General features: G+C 71.6%; 12 protein-coding genes and 1 pseudogene. 7 read left to right on the top strand and 6 right to left on the bottom strand.

Annotated elements, in window-relative coordinates; all coding sequences use genetic code 11:
• Positions 1–218: 218 nt before the first annotated feature.
• On the bottom strand, positions 219–1,043 hold the full coding sequence (locus OOZ19_RS26460) for a S1 family peptidase (RefSeq protein ID WP_266092871.1): 825 nt from the start codon (positions 1,041–1,043) through the stop codon (positions 219–221).
• A 448-nt stretch (positions 1,044–1,491) separates the two neighbouring features.
• Positions 1,492–2,601 (bottom strand): helix-turn-helix domain-containing protein, encoded by a 1,110-nt coding sequence (locus tag OOZ19_RS26455; RefSeq protein ID WP_266092870.1) that lies wholly within the window; start codon positions 2,599–2,601, stop codon positions 1,492–1,494.
• A 209-nt stretch (positions 2,602–2,810) separates the two neighbouring features.
• Here OOZ19_RS26455 and OOZ19_RS26450 point away from each other — a divergent pair, with 209 nt between their 5' ends.
• Both OOZ19_RS26450 and OOZ19_RS26445 read left to right on the top strand, forming a co-directional pair.
• Positions 2,811–3,356 carry a YbhB/YbcL family Raf kinase inhibitor-like protein gene (locus OOZ19_RS26450; protein WP_266092869.1) on the top strand — a complete coding sequence of 182 codons (546 nt, stop codon included), beginning with the start codon at positions 2,811–2,813 and terminating at the stop codon, positions 3,354–3,356.
• Positions 3,357–3,631: 275 nt separating this feature from the next.
• Positions 3,632–4,738 carry a VanZ family protein gene (locus OOZ19_RS26445; protein ID WP_266092868.1) on the top strand — a complete coding sequence of 369 codons (1,107 nt, stop codon included), beginning with the start codon at positions 3,632–3,634 and terminating at the stop codon, positions 4,736–4,738.
• A 31-nt stretch (positions 4,739–4,769) separates the two neighbouring features.
• On the opposite strand, the gene OOZ19_RS26440 is transcribed toward OOZ19_RS26445, so the two are convergent.
• Together OOZ19_RS26440 and OOZ19_RS26435 are read right to left on the bottom strand one after the other, a co-directional pair.
• Complete coding sequence (locus tag OOZ19_RS26440) at positions 4,770–5,081, bottom strand: PLD nuclease N-terminal domain-containing protein (protein ID WP_266092867.1); 312 nt, start codon at positions 5,079–5,081, stop codon at positions 4,770–4,772.
• Between the two features lie 75 nt (positions 5,082–5,156).
• Positions 5,157–5,423, bottom strand: coding sequence for a PLD nuclease N-terminal domain-containing protein (locus tag OOZ19_RS26435; protein ID WP_266092866.1), 267 nt, complete (start codon positions 5,421–5,423; stop codon positions 5,157–5,159).
• Between the two features lie 197 nt (positions 5,424–5,620).
• On the opposite strand from OOZ19_RS26435, the pseudogene OOZ19_RS26430 reads away from it, so the two are divergent.
• From OOZ19_RS26430 to OOZ19_RS26415, 4 genes and pseudogenes are all read left to right on the top strand, one after another.
• A pseudogene (locus OOZ19_RS26430) lies at positions 5,621–6,268 on the top strand (ATP-binding cassette domain-containing protein); the annotation flags it as partial.
• Positions 6,269–6,354: 86 nt separating this feature from the next.
• Positions 6,355–7,164, top strand: a complete 810-nt coding sequence (locus OOZ19_RS26425; protein WP_266092865.1) for an ABC transporter permease — start codon at positions 6,355–6,357, stop codon at positions 7,162–7,164.
• Positions 7,165–7,199: 35 nt separating this feature from the next.
• Positions 7,200–8,381 carry a sensor histidine kinase gene (locus tag OOZ19_RS26420; RefSeq protein ID WP_266092864.1) on the top strand — a complete coding sequence of 394 codons (1,182 nt, stop codon included), beginning with the start codon at positions 7,200–7,202 and terminating at the stop codon, positions 8,379–8,381.
• A gap of 109 nt (positions 8,382–8,490) precedes the next feature.
• Positions 8,491–9,135, top strand: a complete 645-nt coding sequence (locus tag OOZ19_RS26415; protein ID WP_266092863.1) for a response regulator — start codon at positions 8,491–8,493, stop codon at positions 9,133–9,135.
• A gap of 276 nt (positions 9,136–9,411) precedes the next feature.
• On the opposite strand, the gene OOZ19_RS26410 is transcribed toward OOZ19_RS26415, so the two are convergent.
• Positions 9,412–10,080: a response regulator gene (locus tag OOZ19_RS26410; protein ID WP_266092862.1), complete on the bottom strand. Its 669-nt coding sequence runs from the start codon at positions 10,078–10,080 to the stop codon at positions 9,412–9,414.
• A 19-nt stretch (positions 10,081–10,099) separates the two neighbouring features.
• On the bottom strand, positions 10,100–11,269 hold the full coding sequence (locus OOZ19_RS26405; RefSeq protein ID WP_266092861.1) for a sensor histidine kinase: 1,170 nt from the start codon (positions 11,267–11,269) through the stop codon (positions 10,100–10,102).
• Between the two features lie 302 nt (positions 11,270–11,571).
• Between OOZ19_RS26405 and OOZ19_RS26400 the strand changes: the two genes are divergently transcribed.
• Positions 11,572–17,043 (top strand): ATP-binding protein, encoded by a 5,472-nt coding sequence (locus tag OOZ19_RS26400; RefSeq protein ID WP_266092860.1) that lies wholly within the window; start codon positions 11,572–11,574, stop codon positions 17,041–17,043.
• Positions 17,044–17,058: the final 15 nt, after the last annotated feature.

Here is a 17,058-nt window from a genome sequence, read left to right as displayed (position 1 = left end):
TGGAAGCAATCACTAAAGAAGACCTTCCACCGCACCACAGCAACCACACACCCAAACCGGGGAAGGCCCTAAAACCCCCACCCACACCCCAAGCCGAGCGAGACCCCAAAACCAAACCCACACGCCAAGCCGAACCCGGCTCCAAAGCGTCCGAAGACGCAGCAAGGCCGGGGCACCCGGCGTGCGCCCCGGCCTTGCTTCCCCGACTACCCCCGCGTTCAGCCCAGTTGGGCCTGCACCTCGTCGTGATAGGTGCTCACGCGGGTGTACACGCCCGGCGTCCCCGGCCGGGCGCAGCCGTTGCCCCACGAGACGATTCCGATGAGGCGCCCGTTGGCGACGAGCGGTCCGCCGGAGTCGCCTTGGCAGCTGTCTTCGCCGCCTTCTGGCAGGCCCGCGCAGACCATCGCGTCCGGGTTGTACTGCCCGCCGTAGGCCCGCGAGCAGTCTTGGTCGCTGGTGATCGGCGGGTGCGCTTGGAGGAGGGTGCGGGACGGGCCGCCGCCTTCTTCGGTCGTTCCCCAGCCGAGCACGGTGGTCGCGGCGCCTGGCGCGTAGAGGGCGGTGTCCTGCTGGGAGGCCAGCGGGAGCGGTGTTTGCGGCAGCGCCCGGTCGACGGTGAGCACCGCGATGTCGGAGCCGGTGCTGGCGTTCTGGAACTGCGGGTGCACCCAGACGTCGCGGACGTCGGCTTCGACGCCGTCGTCGGTGCTCTTGTCGTCGCGCCCGGCGACGACGGTGATCCGGGGTGGTGCTCCGCCGGTGACGCAGTGCGCGGCGGTGACGACCTTGTCGGCGCCGACGATGGTGCCGCCGCAGAACTGGTTGCCCCCGGGGTCGGTGAGGTAGACGACCCAGGGGTATTCGGCGGTGCTCGCGGGCTCCCCGCCGACGATTTTGGTGGTGGGGGCGCCGGACGTCGGTTCGGACGCCGTGGCGTCCGCCCCGGCGGGGGCGGTGATCGCGACCGCGGCCAGCGCCGCCGCGGTGAGCGCTCCCGACACCGACCACCACCGGGTTCGCCTGCGCAGAGTGTGTGTCATCCCGCTCTCCATCCCCCGGAGCCCCTGCGGCGCGGTCGGGGCGACCGGCCCGCCTCCGGCTCGTGACAGTGTCGCGGAGAGAGCCGATCACGGCGCGGTGATCGTCCACAACGGCCGATCGTTGTTACCTGATCAGGTGATATATCGGGAGAAAACCCCTCACCTAGACCAGCACATCAAGTCCACTTCGGACAGTTCGGGCAGGCCGACCGGAGATCATCTCGCTGCTTGGGGGCGACGATCTCGACCAGGCTCCCGGGCCGGAGGCGGCGGCTCCGGCCGCGCGATCCACCGTCGGCCGGGACCGGTCGGGGATCACCCGCGTGGCGCAGCGGATCACCGGTTCGCAGCAACCGGCCGAGCGCCGCACGACGTCGACGCCGGACGATCTCGACGACCGCCGCCGGAGCCGCCCGCCGACGGTGCGAGATCGCCCCGACCGCCGGCGTCAGTAGTCCTTGAGGACTTCGCGGATGAGGTCGGCGGCGGCGTCGGGGGCGAGCGCCGCGCGCACGATGTCGCGCAGCACGCCCCGGTACGAGCCCACCGTCCGCTCGGAATCCAGGAAAGCGGAGGCGTGGTGGTTCTCCACGTAGACGATGTCCGGCTCGCCGTCATATTCCAAAAGCAGAAATGCACCCTGCAATCCGGGATAGGCGCCGACTGAACGCGGCACGATCCGCAGGCAGACGTGATCCGACTCCATCATCACCAGCAGATGAAGCAGCTGGCGCTTCATCACTCCCGGGCCGCCGATCGGGCGGCGCAGCGCCGATTCCTCCAGCACCGAGTGGAACAGCGGAGCACGCGATCGGCTCAGAATGATCTGCCGCGCCATCCGGGTCGCGATCAGATCGTCCAGTTCGTCTTCGGAACGCCCCGGTTCCATACCGGAGATGACGGCGCGCGCGTATTCGGCGGTCTGCAGCAGGCCGGGGATCAGCAGCGGTTCGAAACTGTGCATCCGGACCGCTTTGCCCTCGTAGTCCAGGAAATCCCGCCAGCGCGCCGGTGCCGCGGCCGGGCGCTGCCACCAGGCGGAGCGACCCGCGTTGCGCGCCAGCTCCGCCAGGGCGGCGCGTTCCCGTTCGCCCACCTCGTAGAGCCGCAGCAACGCGGTGACGTCGTCGAGCTGCACTCCGCTGGCCCCGGTCTCGATCCGGCTGATCTTGCTGCCCGACACGCCGAGCCGGGCGCCCGCCGCGGTGCAGCTGAGCCCGGCGCGTTCCCGATGACGGCGCAGCTCCGCGGCCACCTGGCGCGAACGGACCGACGTGTGACGATTTCCCGGCATGACTGCGCTATCCCCCAGCATCGACATCCCCCGAACCGGCATCGGCGAAATCCGGGCTTGGCCGGTACCGATGTCGGCAGAACATTGGGCACGTGCACCACCGGTTCGGCGGACCGCTTTCCGGCCGTTCCGAATCCGGTGGACCGATTCTCGCATTCGCAGATCCGCGGCCTTTTTGCGGTGCCGCCCGCAGAACGGTCGATCCTCGCAATGGTCGGCCCGTGCGGAAATTGTCCCGAAGCCGTCCGGACCGCGGTCGCTCACACCCAGATCGGTGCACGATGACCATGATCCCGAGCCTGACCGGCAGCGACAATAACTCGATCAAGTGAATACTTGCACGGGTTGCATCAGCGGTGTGACCGACCGTCGCGGGCGGCGCCGCGCGGACCCGCGCACGGCCCCCACTAGGCTGCGACCGGGCGGTGCCGATGATCGTCCAGCACCCCGCGCCCGTCGAGTGAGGAGACCGAATGAGCCTGCAACGCCCGATCGACCCGGATCCGTACTCGCTGCTGCCCGAGGTCCCGTCGTTCACCCTCACCTCGAAGGACGCGCCCGCCGACGAGCAGCTCGCGCTCGACCACGTCTACAGCGGCATGGGCGCGGGCGGCGGCAACCGCTCCCCGCAGCTGAGCTGGGAGGGCTTCCCCGCCGAGACGCGGAGCTTCGTGGTCACCTGCTTCGACCCGGACGCCCCGATCCCCGGCGGTTTCTGGCACTGGACGCTGGTGGACGTGCCCGCCGACGTCACCGAACTGCCCACCGGCGCCGGCTCCGCGACCGGTTCGGGCGTGCCCGCGGGCGCGTTCCAGGTGCCCAACGACCTCGGCGAGCGCGCCTACGCGGGCGCCGCGCCGCCGCCCGGCGACCGGCCGCACCGCTACATCTTCGCCGTCCTCGCGCTGGACGTGCCGCAGCTCGGGGTGAACGACCAGGTCACGCCCGCGGTCGTCAACTTCACCGCGCTCGGGCGCACGCTGGCCCGCGCGGTGCTGTCCACCACCTACGCGCACTGAGCCGGAGCGGCTCGGACTCCCGCGGAACGATCTCGCGCCACTCAACGTGAGCAGCGTTCTCGGTCGGTGTCTTGTCAGCGGCGAAGCCGCTGAGCAGCGACCACCTGAGCAGGACGACCGCCCGCGGGTTCTCAGCCGTCTTCTCGCGAGGACAGCTTTTTCCCTCGCGGCGGAGCCACGAGGGAACAAGATCCCGCAGCGGAAGACAGCTGAGGTTCCGCCACCCGACCACCAGAGCAGAACAAGCCCAGAAACATTCCCCACGGGAGGTCCCGGTGAACATCCGGGTGCTGCCCGCGGTGGCCGCCGCGGTGGTGGCGGTGGCCTTGGCGGTGCTGCTGTTCGTGCCCTACGTCGCGAGGGAGCACCGCAGGCGCGGTGAGCTGCGGCCCGGCACGTTGCTGCTGTTCCTGGCGGCGGTGCTCTACGCGCTCGGCCTGGTCGCCTACGTGCTGGTGCCGCTGCCACCGGTGGGGCCCGGTTTCTGCGACGTCTTCGGCGAGCTGCGCCCGCAGTGGCGCCCGTTCGCCGGGTTCGACGGGCTCCGGCGGCCTGGAGGCTGGGCGGAGCTGACCGGGCTGCTCGCCGCCCCCTCGGTGCAGCAGTTCGGGTTCAACATCGTGCTGTTCGTGCCGCTGGGCATGTTCGTGCGGCACCTGCTGCGCGAGGGCTTCGGCGGGACCGTGCTCGCCGGGTTCATGGTGTCGCTGGCGGTGGAGCTCACCCAGATCACCGGGATCTGGTTCCTGTACCCGTGCCCGTACCGGCTGTTCGACGTCGACGACCTGATGGCGAACACCTTCGGCGCGCTGGTGGGTGCGCTGCTGGCCCGAGTCCTGCGGCTGGTGCCCGGCCAGCGCAGCGGCACCGAGGCGGGCTCGCCGCGCCCGGTCGGGACCTACCGCAGGCTGCTCGGGATGAGCTGCGACGTGCTGCTGCTGTGGTGGCTCGGCGTGGCGCTGGCGCGCGGCGCGGACCTGCTGCTGCGGATCGGCGGCGTGCGCCTCGACCCGGCGGCGCAGGTGTGGGTGGAGTCGGCCGCGCTGTGGTTCGCGCCCGCCGTGCTGCTGCTGATCGCCACCGCCGCGGGCCGCGGCAGCACACTCGGCCAGCACGCGGTGCTGCTGCGCTGCGTCGAGGACGGGCGAAGCCCGGCCGGGCGCCGCGTGCTGGTGCGCTGGCTGGCCGGTCTGGGCGGGTTCGCACTGGTGGAAGGCCTGATCAACGTGGCCTGGCCGGTGGCGGGCACCGCGTTCGCGGTGGCCTGGTGCGCGGTGCACGCGCTGTCGGTGCCGCGCAGCCACCACCACCGGGGGCTCACCGGCCGGCTCGCGGGCACGGACGTCGTGGACTCCCGAGCGCTCAACGCGCCGGCGGAGTGACCGCAGGCGCGTTGACCGCTGTTCCGTCCGATCACGCGGTGGCGGGGTCGTGCTCGATCGGCTGCTGCTGGTCGGCGCCGTTGCCGGGACCGCGTGCGCTGGAGCGGCCGAACACGAACCACAGCAGGCAGCCGAGCACCGGCGCCATCACCACGATCAGCGCCCACACGGCCTTCGTGGCGCTGTCGGTCGCGGATCGGAAGATGCTCACGAGCGCGCCGACGAACAGCGCGAGGAAGCCGAGCGCGGCGAGCCCGAGCCCGATCAGGATCAGGACCCTCCAGATCGTGTCGGGCGAGTTGTCGGCGGCGGCCTGGGCGAGGACGAGCTGGGCGTTCAACATGGGATCTTCCTCTCGATCGGGGTGACGGCGCGGACGCCGCCGTAAGTCGCGGGGTGGCCGGCGGAACCGGCGAGGTCAGTTCGCGAAGCGCTTGCGGGCGTCGGGGCGGCCGACCGCGAACCACAGCAGGCTGCCGAGGAACGGCGCCAAGAACGCGAGCACGATCCACACGAGCTTCATCCCGCCGGACAACCCGGAACCGAGGATGCTGATCAGCGCCGCGATGAACAGGACCGCGAACGCGGCGACGACCGCGAGCACGCCCCCGGTGAGCACCCACGCGCCGACCTGCTCCCCGGTGCTCGCGGCGAGCGCCGAGTGCTGCGCGATCAAGGACTTCATGGGAAGGGCTCCGTTCCTCTCGGGTGGCGGCTCCGTGCCGCCGACGAGATCCATGTTGTCCCGCGACGGGGCCTCCGCACGTCCGCACTTCGGGCCGAGCCGACTTGGCGGAAAGTCGTACGACGCCGTGCCCTGAAGCAGGACGCCCCGCAGGCCCGTCGTGGAGAAATCTGGTGCCCAGGGAAAGGAGTCACACCATGATCACTGCGCAAGGGCTCACGAAGCGGCACGGGAGCACGACGGTCGTCGACGACCTCTCGTTCACCGTGCGGCCGGGCGTCGTCACCGGATTCCTCGGGCCCAACGGTGCCGGGAAGTCCACCACCATGCGGCTGATGCTGGGCCTCGACCACGGGCAGGGGCGCACCACGTTCGGCGGGCGGACCTACGGGGAGCTGGCGGATCCGCTGCGCACCGTCGGGACGCTGCTCGACGCGGGTGCCGCACATCCGGCTCGGACCGCGCGGGACCACCTGCGGATGGTCGCGGCGAGCACCGGGATCCCGGACTCGGAGGTCGATCGGGCGCTCGCGGCGGTGGGGCTGGAGTCCGCGCGGTCGCGCCGCGCCGGGAAGTTCAGCCTCGGCATGCGCCAGCGGCTCGGGCTCGCCACCGCACTGCTCGGCGACCCGGAATACCTGATCTTGGACGAGCCGGCGAACGGGCTCGACCCGGAGGGCGTGCACTGGATGCGGCGGTTCCTGCGCGGCCTGGCCGCCGAGGGGCGCACCGTGTTCGCGTCCTCGCACCTGCTCTCGGAGATGTCCCAGCTGGCCGACGACCTGGTCGTGATCGGCGGCGGCAGGTTGCTCGGCGCGGCGTCCGTGCCGGACTTCATCGCCCGGCACGCACCGAGGGGCACGTTGGAGGACGCGTACCTGGCCGCGACGTCGGCGACCGTCCAGTACCGGGGAAACGAGAGGAACGCGGCATGAACCTGCGCTACGACACCCATCACGACCCGCGCGGCGTGGACGGCCCGACCGTCCGGCACCAACCGGTGCGTCCGGCCGCCCCGCGTCCTGGAGCACGCGATTCCGCGAGCGCACGACCGGGGTTCGGCGCGGCGCTGCGCTACGAGTGGACCGGGCTGCGGACCTTGCGCACCCCGTGGCTGCTGGCCGGGGCGGCGCTGCTGCTGCAAGCGCTGGCGGCCGGGTACGCCATGACCAAGGACCTCAGTGCGGCGCAGGCGTTCGACCAGTCCTTCGCGATGACGCCGAAGCTGGCGGCGCTGTTCGTCGCGGCGATCGGCGTGAACGTGTTCGCCACCGACTACCGCAACCGGACGATCACCACCACGTTGCTGGCGGTGCGGTCGCGCACCCACGTGGTGCTGGCGAAGACGGCCCTCACCGCGGCGGTGGGCGCGGTGGTCTCGCTCGCGTCGGTGGCGATCACCTACGTGCTGCTGCTGCCCGGTGATCTCGCGATGGTGTCGACCGTCACCGCCGGGGTGCTGCTCTACGTGGTGCTCTCGGCGCTGTTCGGGCTCGCGCTGGCCGGGCTGACCAGGAGCTCCGCCGTCGCGCTCAGCGCGGTGCTGCTCGTGCCGCTGCTGCTGGAGGTCATGCTCGTGCTGACCTTGCACTGGGACTTCGCGGCGATGCCGTTCGCCGCCACGGCTCAGCTGTTCCAGAACCCGGACACGGCGAGCTGGTGGATGCCGCTGCCGCTGCTGGGGATCACGACCGCGTTGTCGGTGGCAGCCGCGGTGCTGCTCTCCCGACGGGATGCGTGATGTCTCCCGCCGAGGCCGACCCCTACCTTGGTCAGGTGCGTGAAAACGGGAAGTGGGCCGCTCGGCTGGCCTTGTGGGACGGCAAGTTCCGATCGCTGCTGCTGGATCTGCTGATCGCGTCGGCGGCGGTGGCGATGCCGGACGATCCGGCGGTCTGGCAGCAGTGGGTGCTGATCCCCGGCAACGCGGCGCTGTTCGGCGCGATGCTGCTGCGCAGGCGGTTCCCGCTGGTCGCGGTCGTGGCCGCCTCGATCCACTCGCTGCTGGCGGGCACCGACGGCGGCGCCACCGGAATGGTGGTCGCGATGTACACGCTGGCCAGTCGCCGCGGGCCGAGCCCGGTCACGTGGGTCGGTGCCGGGATCGTCGCCGGTGCGCACGTCGTGCGGGTGCTGCTGCCGGAGAACGGTTCGCTGTGGTCGGACGGCCCGCTCACGGTGGTGCTGGGCGTGCTCGCCGGGTTCGCGCTGATGTCCGCGATGCCGCTGCTGCTCGGGTTGTGGCTCTACTCGCGCAGGGACCTGCTGACGAGCCTGCGGGAACGCGCCGTGCAGGCCGAGCGGGAGCGGGATCTGCTCGCCGAGCGCGCCGTCACCGCCGAGCGGCGGCGCATCGCCCGCGAGATGCACGACGTGGTGGCCCACCGGGTCAGCGTCATCTCGTTGCAGGCGGGCGCGTTGACGATGACGGCCACCGACCAGCGCACCGAGGAGGTCGCCGAGGTCATCCGGGTGTCCAGCTCGGCCGCGCTCAGCGAGCTGCGGGAGATGCTGCGGGCGCTGCGCGACGACGCCGAGAACCCCGGCGGCGACCACGCGGCACCGACCTTGGACGGCTTGCGAGACCTGGTCGCGGATTCGGTCGCGGCGGGCGCGGACATCACGCTGGACATGCCGGAGGAGCTGCCGGAGACCTCCACGGTGGTCGGCCGCGCCGCGTACCGCGTGCTTCAGGAGGCGCTGACGAACGCGGGCAAGCACGCCCCCGGCTCGCCGGTGCGCGCCGAGGTCGTCGCGAGCGGGGACGGCCTGGCCGTGGAGGTCACCAACCAGCGCGGCGAGGGCACGACGGTCGTCGAGGGCTCCGGCTACGGCCTGATCGGCATGCGCGAGCGCGTCACCCTCGCGGGCGGCACCTTGCAGGTGGGCCGAACCGACGACGACGGATACCGGGTGCGGGCCGCCTTCCCGGTGCTGGAGGGCGCGAACGCCTCCTGACAGTCCACATCGGACCGTGACCACCGTGCCCGGTTCCGGGACACCTTGAGGGGTCCGGGACCGGGCTGGATACCGTGGGGCGGCAACGTCGTCGGGCGCGGGGAGTCACGTGGGCATCAGGGTGGTCCTGCTGGAGGACGAGGAACTGGTGCGCGGTGGCATCCGCCTCATCCTCGAATCGGATCCGGGCATCGAGGTGGCGGCGGAGGCTCCGGACGGCTCGGGCATCGTCGAACTGGTGGCCAAGCACCGGCCGGACGTGGTGCTCACCGACATCCAGATGCCCCGCGTCGACGGCCTGGAGGTGACCAAGCGGGTCACCGCGCTGCCCGAGGCGCCCGCCGTGCTGGTGCTGACCACGTTCGACGTGGACGAGTACGTGCACGCCGCCTTGCAGGCCGGGGCCTCCGGGTTCCTGCTCAAGGACACGCCGCCGCGCGAGCTCGCCGCCGCGGTGCACACCGTGGCCTCCGGCGAGGCGATGCTCTCCCCGCGGATCACCAAGCGGCTGCTGGGTGCGTTCGCCGCGGGCAAGGAGAACTCCGACGCCCGCGGCAAGATGGACCGGCTCACCCCGCGCGAGCGGGAGGTGGCGATCGCCGTGGCGCAGGGCCTGAGCAACGCGGAGATCGCCGGGCACCTCTACATGAGCGCCTCCACCGTGAAAGTCCACATCGGACGGATCATGGGCAAGCTCGGCGCCTCGAACCGCACCCAGGTCGCCATCGTCACCCACGACGCGGGCCTCGCCTGAGCAGAGCTCCTCCCGGAACGGGCCGAGTAGCGCGGAGCCCGACTTCGAGCTCGTCGTTCCAGGTGAGCAACGTCCTTGATCCGTGTCTTGTCAGCGCCGGAGCCGCTGAGCAGTGACCACGCACGCAGCCGGACCACCGGCGGGTTCTCAGCGGTTTCCTCGCGAGGACGGCTTCTTCCCTCGTGGCGCAGCCATTCGGGAGAAGGATCCCGCAGCGAGGAAACCGCTGAGGTTCCGCCACCCGGACACCAAAGCAGACCAATCAGGAACGGGCCCTCAGCCCCTCCCCCGAGGCACGACGAGACCCGTTTCGTAGGCGACCACCACTGCCTGCGCTCGGCTGGACACGCCGAGCTTCGTCATCGCCCGGTTCACGTGCGTCTTCACGGTGCCCTCGCTGACGACGAGGTGTTCGGCGATCTCGGCGTTGGTGGCACCGGTCGCGATCAGCCGCAGCACGCCCAGTTCCCGCTGGGTGAGCGTGGACAGCTGCGACGGGATCCCCGAGTTCGGCGGCGGCACCCGCATGTAGGTCTCCACCAACCGCCGGGTGATGGTGGGGCCGAACAGCATCCCGCCGTCGGCGACGGTGCGCACCCCGGTGATCAGCGTCTCCGGCGGGCTGTCCTTGAGCAGGAACCCCGAAGCGCCCGCCCGCAGCGCCGAGTACACGTAGTCGTCCAGGTCGAACACCGTCAGCACCAGGATTCCCGGCCGCGGCGGTTCGGTCTCGGCGAGGATCCGCTCGGTGGCGCCCACCCCGTCCAGCTCGGGCAGCCGCAGGTCCATCAGCACCACGTCGGGGCGCAGTTCCTTCGCCAGCGCCACGGCTTCGCGACCGTTCGCGGCTTCGCCGACGACCTCGATGCCGGGGGTGGCGCGCAGCAGCGCGGCGAACCCGGCCCGCAGCAGGTCCTGGTCGTCGACGATGAGGACACCGGTCATGCCGCCGCTCCCGGTCCGGTCAGTCCCCGGCGCGGGGAATGCGCAGCGTGACCTGGAAACCGCCCTCGGGGCGACGTCCCGCCTCGACGGTGCCGCCGTACATCTTCGCCCGTTCGCACATGCCGATCAAACCGTGCCCGGACGGCCTGCCGCTCTTCGGGGCGGGTGCGCCTTCGTTGCGGATGAGCACGGTGACGGCGTCGGCGTCGTGGCGCACGACGACGTCGGCGGTGGCCGCCGGGGCGTGCTTGAGCACGTTGGTCAGCGCTTCCTGCACGACGCGGTAGGCGCACAGTTCAGCGCCCGGTGACAGGGCTCGCGGTTCGCCTTCGGTGCGCAGCTCCACCGCCACACCGGAGGACCGGACCCGTTCCAGAAGCACCGGGAGCTCGTCGAGTCCGGGCTGCGGCAGGAATCTGGTGTCGGCGTCGGGCCGTTCCAGGCTGGGCCGCAGCACCCGCAGCAACCTGCCGAGCTCGTCGAGGGAACTGGTGGTGGTCGCCGAGATCGTGTTCAGCGCCTCGCGGGCCGTTTCCAGGTCGGAGTCGAGCACGTAGCGCGCGAGGCTCGCCTGCACGGACACGACGGACAGGTGGTGGGCGACGACGTCGTGCAGTTCGTGCGCGATGCGCATGCGTTCCTCGGTGACGGCGCGCTCGGCCTCCAGGTCCCGCTCGTGGCGCAGTCGTTCGGCCTGTTCGCCGCGCACCCGGATCGCGTAGCCCAGGACGACCGCGATGACCGCTTGCGTGGCGCCGAACAGGATCCCGGCGAACGAGTGCGCCGACCACGTGAAGTCGGCGATGCCGTAGGCGACTCCGCCGGTGACCACCGCGATCACGGAGACCGCGACGGGCACGGACCGGTTCAGCGGGTGGCGCACCGCCACGGTGTAGATCGCGACCAGCGGCCCGAGCAGCCCGAGGGAGGTCTTGCAGCCTGAGCCGTAGAACGTGGTCAGCGCGAGCGCGACCACCACCAGCACGATCAGCGGGTACCGCCTGCGCAGCACCAGCGGTGCCGCGCCGAGCACGGCCGCGGTGTACGCGACCGGGCCGGGGTCGCCGCTGTGGAGCACGTCGGCCGGTGCGATGCCCAGCAGCGCGACGTAGGTGACGAAGCCCGCCAGCACCGCGTCCGCCAGGTACGGGTACCGCTGCGCCCACGTGGTCCAGCGAGCTGAGTTCACCGTGCGAACCTAGCCGCCGCCGGACACCGTGGTCGGGCCGGTGCGGAAAGCCGGCGCTCGGCGCCTCGGCCGATCTTCCAGGATCCCACCCGAATTCATGTGGTAGACCTGCGTCCGCAGTCGCTCCAGCGGTGATCTCCGCTAACTTTTTGGTGGGTTCCTACAAAACCTCGGCTCCGGCATGCGCCAGGTCGGACATTGGTACACCACCCGTTGACGGAGCAGGGTGTAGGTAGGTGCAGGCGACGCTCCGGGGTTTCGGACGTCGCCTGTTGTGCGTGGCAAATCAGGAGGCTCATCCGGTGTTCAGTCGTGTCGCCATCGTCAATCGCGGAGAGGCCGCGATGCGGCTCATCCACGCCGTTCGGGATCTGTCCGCGGAAACCGGTAACCGGATGGAGACGGTCGCGCTCTACACCGACGCGGACCGCTCCGCCACCTTCGTGCGGGAGGCCGACGTCGCCTACTCGCTCGGTCCGGCATCGGCCCGGCCCTACCTGGATCACGCCGTGCTGGAGCGCGCGCTGATCGAGACGGGCGCGGACGCCGCCTGGGTCGGCTGGGGCTTCGTCGCCGAGGACCCGGCGTTCGCGGAGATCTGCGAGAAGATCGGCGTCACCTTCATCGGCCCGAGCGCCGAGGCGATGCGCAGGCTCGGCGACAAGATCGGCGCGAAGCTGCTCGCGGAGGAGGTCGGCGTCCCGGTCGCCCCGTGGAGCCGCGGCGAGGTCGCGAACGCCGAGGAGGCGCTGGCCGCGGGTGAGCGGATCGGCTACCCGCTGATGCTCAAGGCGACCGCGGGCGGCGGCGGGCGCGGCATCCGCAAGGTCACCTCCGCCGAGGACCTCGCCGACGCCTACGAGCGCACCAGCCAAGAAGCGCTGCGCTCCTTCGGTTCCGGCGTCGTGTTCCTGGAGCGCCTGGTCACCGGCGCCCGGCACGTCGAGGTGCAGGTCATCGCCGACGGGCAGGGCACCGCGTTGGCGCTCGGCGTGCGCGACTGCTCGGTGCAGCGGCGCAACCAGAAGATCATCGAGGAGTCGGCGTCGCCGATCCTTTCGCCGGAGCAGACCGCGGAGCTCAAGGAGTCCGCCGAGCGCCTGGCGCTGGCCGTCGACTACCGCGGCGCGGGCACCGTCGAGTTCCTCTACCACCCCGGCGAGCGGCTGTTCGCCTTCCTGGAGGTCAACACCCGCCTGCAGGTCGAGCACCCGATCACCGAGAGCACCACGGGCACCGATCTGGTCAAGCTGCAGCTGCACGTCGCTTCCGGCGGCAAGCTCGAAGGCCTGGCGCCGGTGGAGAGCGGGCACGCGGTCGAGGCGCGGCTCAACGCCGAGGACCCGGACCGCGACTTCGCCCCCGCTCCCGGCCGCATCGCGCGGCTCGCGCTGCCCTCGGGCCCCGGAATCCGGGTGGACACCGGGGTTTCCGAGGGCGACAGCATCCCGGCGGACTTCGACTCGATGATCGCGAAGATCATCGCGTTCGGCCGGGACCGCGACGAGGCGCTGGCCCGGCTGCGCCGCGCGATGGCCGAGACCACGGTGATCATCGCGGGCGGGGCGACGAACAAGAGCTTCGTGCTCGACCTGCTCGACCAGCCGGAGGTGATCGACGGCAGCGCCGACACCGGCTGGATCGACCGGGTCCGCGAGGAAGGCCGCCTGGTCAGCCACCGGCACTCCGCGATCGCGCTGGTCGCGGCGGCCATCGAGGCCTACCAGGACGAGGAGACGGTGGCACGGCAGCGGTTGCTGTCCACCGCGTTCGGCGGCAGGCCGCAGGTCCGGCACGAGAGCGGGCGCCCGCTGGAGCTCAAGCTCCGCGGAGCCGGCTACCAGGTGAGCGTGGCCCGGGTGGGCCAGAAGCGGTTCCGCGTCGGCGTTTCCGGCGGCGGCGAGGTGCACCCGGCCGACGTCGAGATCGACCGCTTCGACGCGCACAGCGGCCAGATCACCGTCAACGGCCACCGGTTCCGCCTGGTCACCGGCACGCACGGGCCGACCCACCTGGTGGAGGTCGACGGCGTCGCCCACCGGGTCAGCCGCGACGAGGGCGGCGTCGTGCGCTCCCCCGCGCCCGCGCTGGTGGTCGCGACCCCGCTGGCCGTCGGCGACGAGGTCGAGGCCGGGGCACCGATCCTCGTGCTGGAGAGCATGAAGATGGAAACGGTGCTGCGCGCGTCGTTCCGCGCCCGCGTCCGCGAGCTGCCGGTGTCGATGGGCAGCCAGGTCGAGACCGGCGCGCCGCTGATGCGGCTGGAGCCGCTGGCCGACGACGACGCCGAGCAGGAGCAGGACACCGATTCCGCGGTCGAGGTCGAACTGCCCGCGGAGCAGGGCTCGGCCTCCCCCGAGCAGCGCGTCGAACGCGGCCTGCACGACCTGCGCAGCCTGCTGCTGGGCTTCGACGTCGACCCGCACGACCAGCAGCGGGTGCTCAGCGGCTACCTCGCCGCTCGGGCGGAGCTGGGCGAGCACGCCGACGCGCTGCCCGGCGAGGTCGCTCTGCTGGGCGTGTTCGCCGACCTCTCCGAGCTCAGCCGCAACAAGGGCGACCTCGACGACGAGACCGGCCCGGTGCACAGCCCGCGCGAGTACTTCCACAGCTACCTGCAGAGCCTCGACGTGGAGCGGGCCGGGGTGACCGCGGGCTTCGAGAACCGCCTGCGCCGCGTCCTGTCGCACTACGGCGTCACCGAGCTGGAGCGGACCCCGGAGCTGGAGGAGGCGGTCTTCCGGATCTTCCTCGCCCAGCAGCGCGCGTCCTCGGACGTCGCCATCGTCACGGCCCTGCTGCGGCAGTGGATCACCGAGGCGCCCCCGGGCAAGGAGCTGCGCGAGCACGCCGGGCTGACCTTGGAGCACGTCGTCAAGGCCACCCAGGTGCGGTTCCCGTCGGTGTCGGACCTCGCTCGCGGCGTGGTGTTCCGCTGGTTCGCCCAGCCGCTGCTGCGCCGCAACCGCGCGGAGGTCTACGCGGGGGTGCGCGCCGAGCTGCGCTACCTGGACGAGCACCCGGACGCCGCGGACCGCGCCGACCGGATCGCCGCCATGGTCGCCAGCGCCGAGCCGCTGGTCCGGCTGCTCGGCCAGCGCATGGGCCGCGAGCGCGACCACGCGCCGCTGCTGGAGGTGCTGACCCGGCGCTACTACGGCAACCGCGCGCTCACCGGGGTCACGGCTCGGGATGCGGCGGGCTGCCGGTTCGTCACCGCCGAGCACGGTTCCGACGAGGGCGTGACCAGGCTGGTCACCACCGCCGTCGACTTCAGCGCACTGCCGGACGCGGTGCGCGCCGTCGGTGAGCTCGCGGACGGGCAGGCCGGTGTGGTGGCCGACCTCTACGTGAAGTGGGAGGGCCAGCCGGACGCGGACGCGATGGCGGCCCGGCTCGGCGAGGCGCTCGCCGCGCGGTCCCTCCCGGACGGAGTCGCCCGGATCACCACGACCGTCGCAGGCATCGGCGGCGCGGTAATGCACCACCACTTCACCTTCCGCCGCGACGAGCACGGGTTCACCGAGGACCGCCTGATCCGCGGCCTGCACCCGCTGATCGCGCAGCGGATGCAGCTGGAGCGGCTGCGCGAGTTCGACCTCACCCGGCTGCCTTCGGCCGACGAGGAGGTCTACCTGTTCAAGTGCGTCGCGCGGGAGAACCCGTCCGACGAGCGCTTGGTGGCGATGGCCCAGGTCCGGGACCTGACGCCGCTGCGCGACAACGACGGCCGGCTGGTGGCGCTGCCCGCCGTCGAGGACATGCTCGCCGGGTGCCTGGACGCGATCCGCACCGTGCAGGCGCAGCGCCCGGCGAAGAAGCGCTTCGACACCAACCGGATCCTGATGTACGTGTGGCCGCCGACGGAGTTGACCGCCGACGAGCTCAACACCCTCACCCGGCGGGTCCTGCCGACCACCGCGGGCGCCGGGATGGAGGAGGTCACGTTCCTGGCGCGGAAGCGCCAGGACAACGGCGAGCTCACCGACATGGCCGTGCGCATCGCGCTCGGCGAGGGCGACGGCGCGAAGCTGCACATCGAGGAGCCGTCGACGGAACCGTTGCGCCCGCTGGACGACTACCGGCAGAAGGTGCTGCGGGCGGCGCGGCGCGGCAACGTCTACCCCTACGAGCTCACCGGGATGCTCGCGGGCGACGCGGGCGGTTTCGTCGAGCACGACCTGGACGACGACGGCGCCCTGGTCCCGGTCGACCGGCCGCGCGGGCAGAACTCGGCGGCGCTCGTCGCGGGCGTCGTCTCGACGCCGACCGAGCGCCATCCCGAAGGCCTCCGGCGCGTGGTCCTGCTCGGCGACCCGACGAAGGCGCTGGGCGCGTTGTCGGAACCCGAGTGCGCGCGGGTCATCGCGGCGCTCGACCTCGCCGAGCGGCTGGAGCTGCCGCTGGAGTGGTTCGCGCTGTCGGCGGGCGCCCGGATCTCGATGTCCTCCGGCACGGAGAACATGGACTGGGTCGCCGCCGCGCTCAAGCGGATCGTGGAGTTCACCCAGGACGGCGGCGAGATCAACATCGTGGTCGCGGGCATCACCGTCGGCGCCCAGCCGTACTGGAACGCCGAGGCCACGATGCTCATGCACACCAAGGGAATCCTGGTGATGACGCCGGATTCGACGATGGTGCTCACCGGCAAGCAGTCGCTGGACTTCTCCGGCGGCGTCTCGGCGGAGGACAACTTCGGCATCGGCGGCTACGACCGCGTGATGGGGCCGAACGGGCAGGCGCAGTACTGGGCGCCGAACCTCCCGGCGGCCCGCGACGTGTTGATGTCGCACTACGACCACACCTACGTCGTGCCGGGTGAGACGGCGCCGCGCGCCGCCGACACCTCGGACCCGGTGGACCGCGACGTCTCCCCGTTCCCGCACGAGATCGCGGGCAGCGATTTCCGGACGGTCGGCGAGATCTTCTCGTCCGAGCACAACCCGGACCGCAAGAAGCCCTTCGACATCCGCACGGTGATGCGCGCCCTGTCCGACCAGGACCACCCGACGCTGGAGCGCTGGGCGGGCATGGCGGACGCGGACACCGCCGCCGTGCAGGACGTGCACCTCGGCGGCCGGCCGGTGTGCCTGCTGGGCATCGAGTCCCGTTCGGTGCAGCGGCGCGGTTTCCCTCCCACCGACGGCCCGGACACCTACACCGCGGGCACCCTGTTCCCGCGGTCGTCGAAGAAGGCCGCCCGCGCGATCAACTCGGCTTCGGGCAACCGGCCGCTGGTGGTGCTGGCGAACCTGTCCGGTTTCGACGGTTCACCGGAGTCGATGCGCAAGCTCCAGCTGGAGTACGGCGCGGAGATCGGCCGCGCGATCGTCAACTTCGACGGCCCGATCGTGTTCTGCGTGATCTCCCGCTACCACGGCGGCGCGTTCGTGGTCTTCTCGAAGGCGCTGAACCCGAACATGACGGTGCTGGCGCTGGAAGGTTCGTACGCGTCGGTGCTCGGCGGCGCCCCGGCCGCGGCGGTGGTGTTCTCCGGCGAGGTCGGCAAGCGCACGACGAACGATCCTCGGGTCACCGAGCTCCAGGCCCTCGTCGGCGAGTCCAGCGGTGTCGAACGCGCCCGGCTGAACGCCCAGCTGGCGGAGCTGCAGGCGTCGGTCCGCGCGGAGAAGCTGGGTGAGGTGGCGACCGAGTTCGACCAGGTGCACAGCATCCAGCGCGCGGTCGAGGTCGGCTCGGTGGACGCGATCATCAGCGCGGCGGACCTGCGCCCCCGCATCATCGAGGCCATCGAGCACGGCCTCAAGCGCTGAGGACGGGTCGAGCCC

The organism is Saccharopolyspora sp. NFXS83 (assembly GCF_026241095.1).
Taxonomy (GTDB): Bacteria; Actinomycetota; Actinomycetes; order Mycobacteriales; family Pseudonocardiaceae; genus Saccharopolyspora_C.
The sequence above is the reverse complement of the archived record's forward strand: the minus strand, read 5'-3'. Positions and strand labels throughout refer to the sequence as shown.

What these genes read in the sequence shown, in the direction of transcription:
- OOZ19_RS26460 (WP_266092871.1), bottom strand. Translation starts at nt 1,043, where the DNA reads ATGACACACACTCTGCGCAGGCGAACCCGGTGGTGGTCGGTGTCGGGA.
- OOZ19_RS26450 (WP_266092869.1), top strand. Translation starts at nt 2,811, where the DNA reads ATGAGCCTGCAACGCCCGATCGACCCGGATCCGTACTCGCTGCTGCCC.
- OOZ19_RS26440 (WP_266092867.1), bottom strand. Translation starts at nt 5,081, where the DNA reads ATGTTGAACGCCCAGCTCGTCCTCGCCCAGGCCGCCGCCGACAACTCG.
- OOZ19_RS26435 (WP_266092866.1), bottom strand. Translation starts at nt 5,423, where the DNA reads ATGAAGTCCTTGATCGCGCAGCACTCGGCGCTCGCCGCGAGCACCGGG.
- OOZ19_RS26425 (WP_266092865.1), top strand. Translation starts at nt 6,355, where the DNA reads ATGAACCTGCGCTACGACACCCATCACGACCCGCGCGGCGTGGACGGC.
- OOZ19_RS26410 (WP_266092862.1), bottom strand. Translation starts at nt 10,080, where the DNA reads ATGACCGGTGTCCTCATCGTCGACGACCAGGACCTGCTGCGGGCCGGG.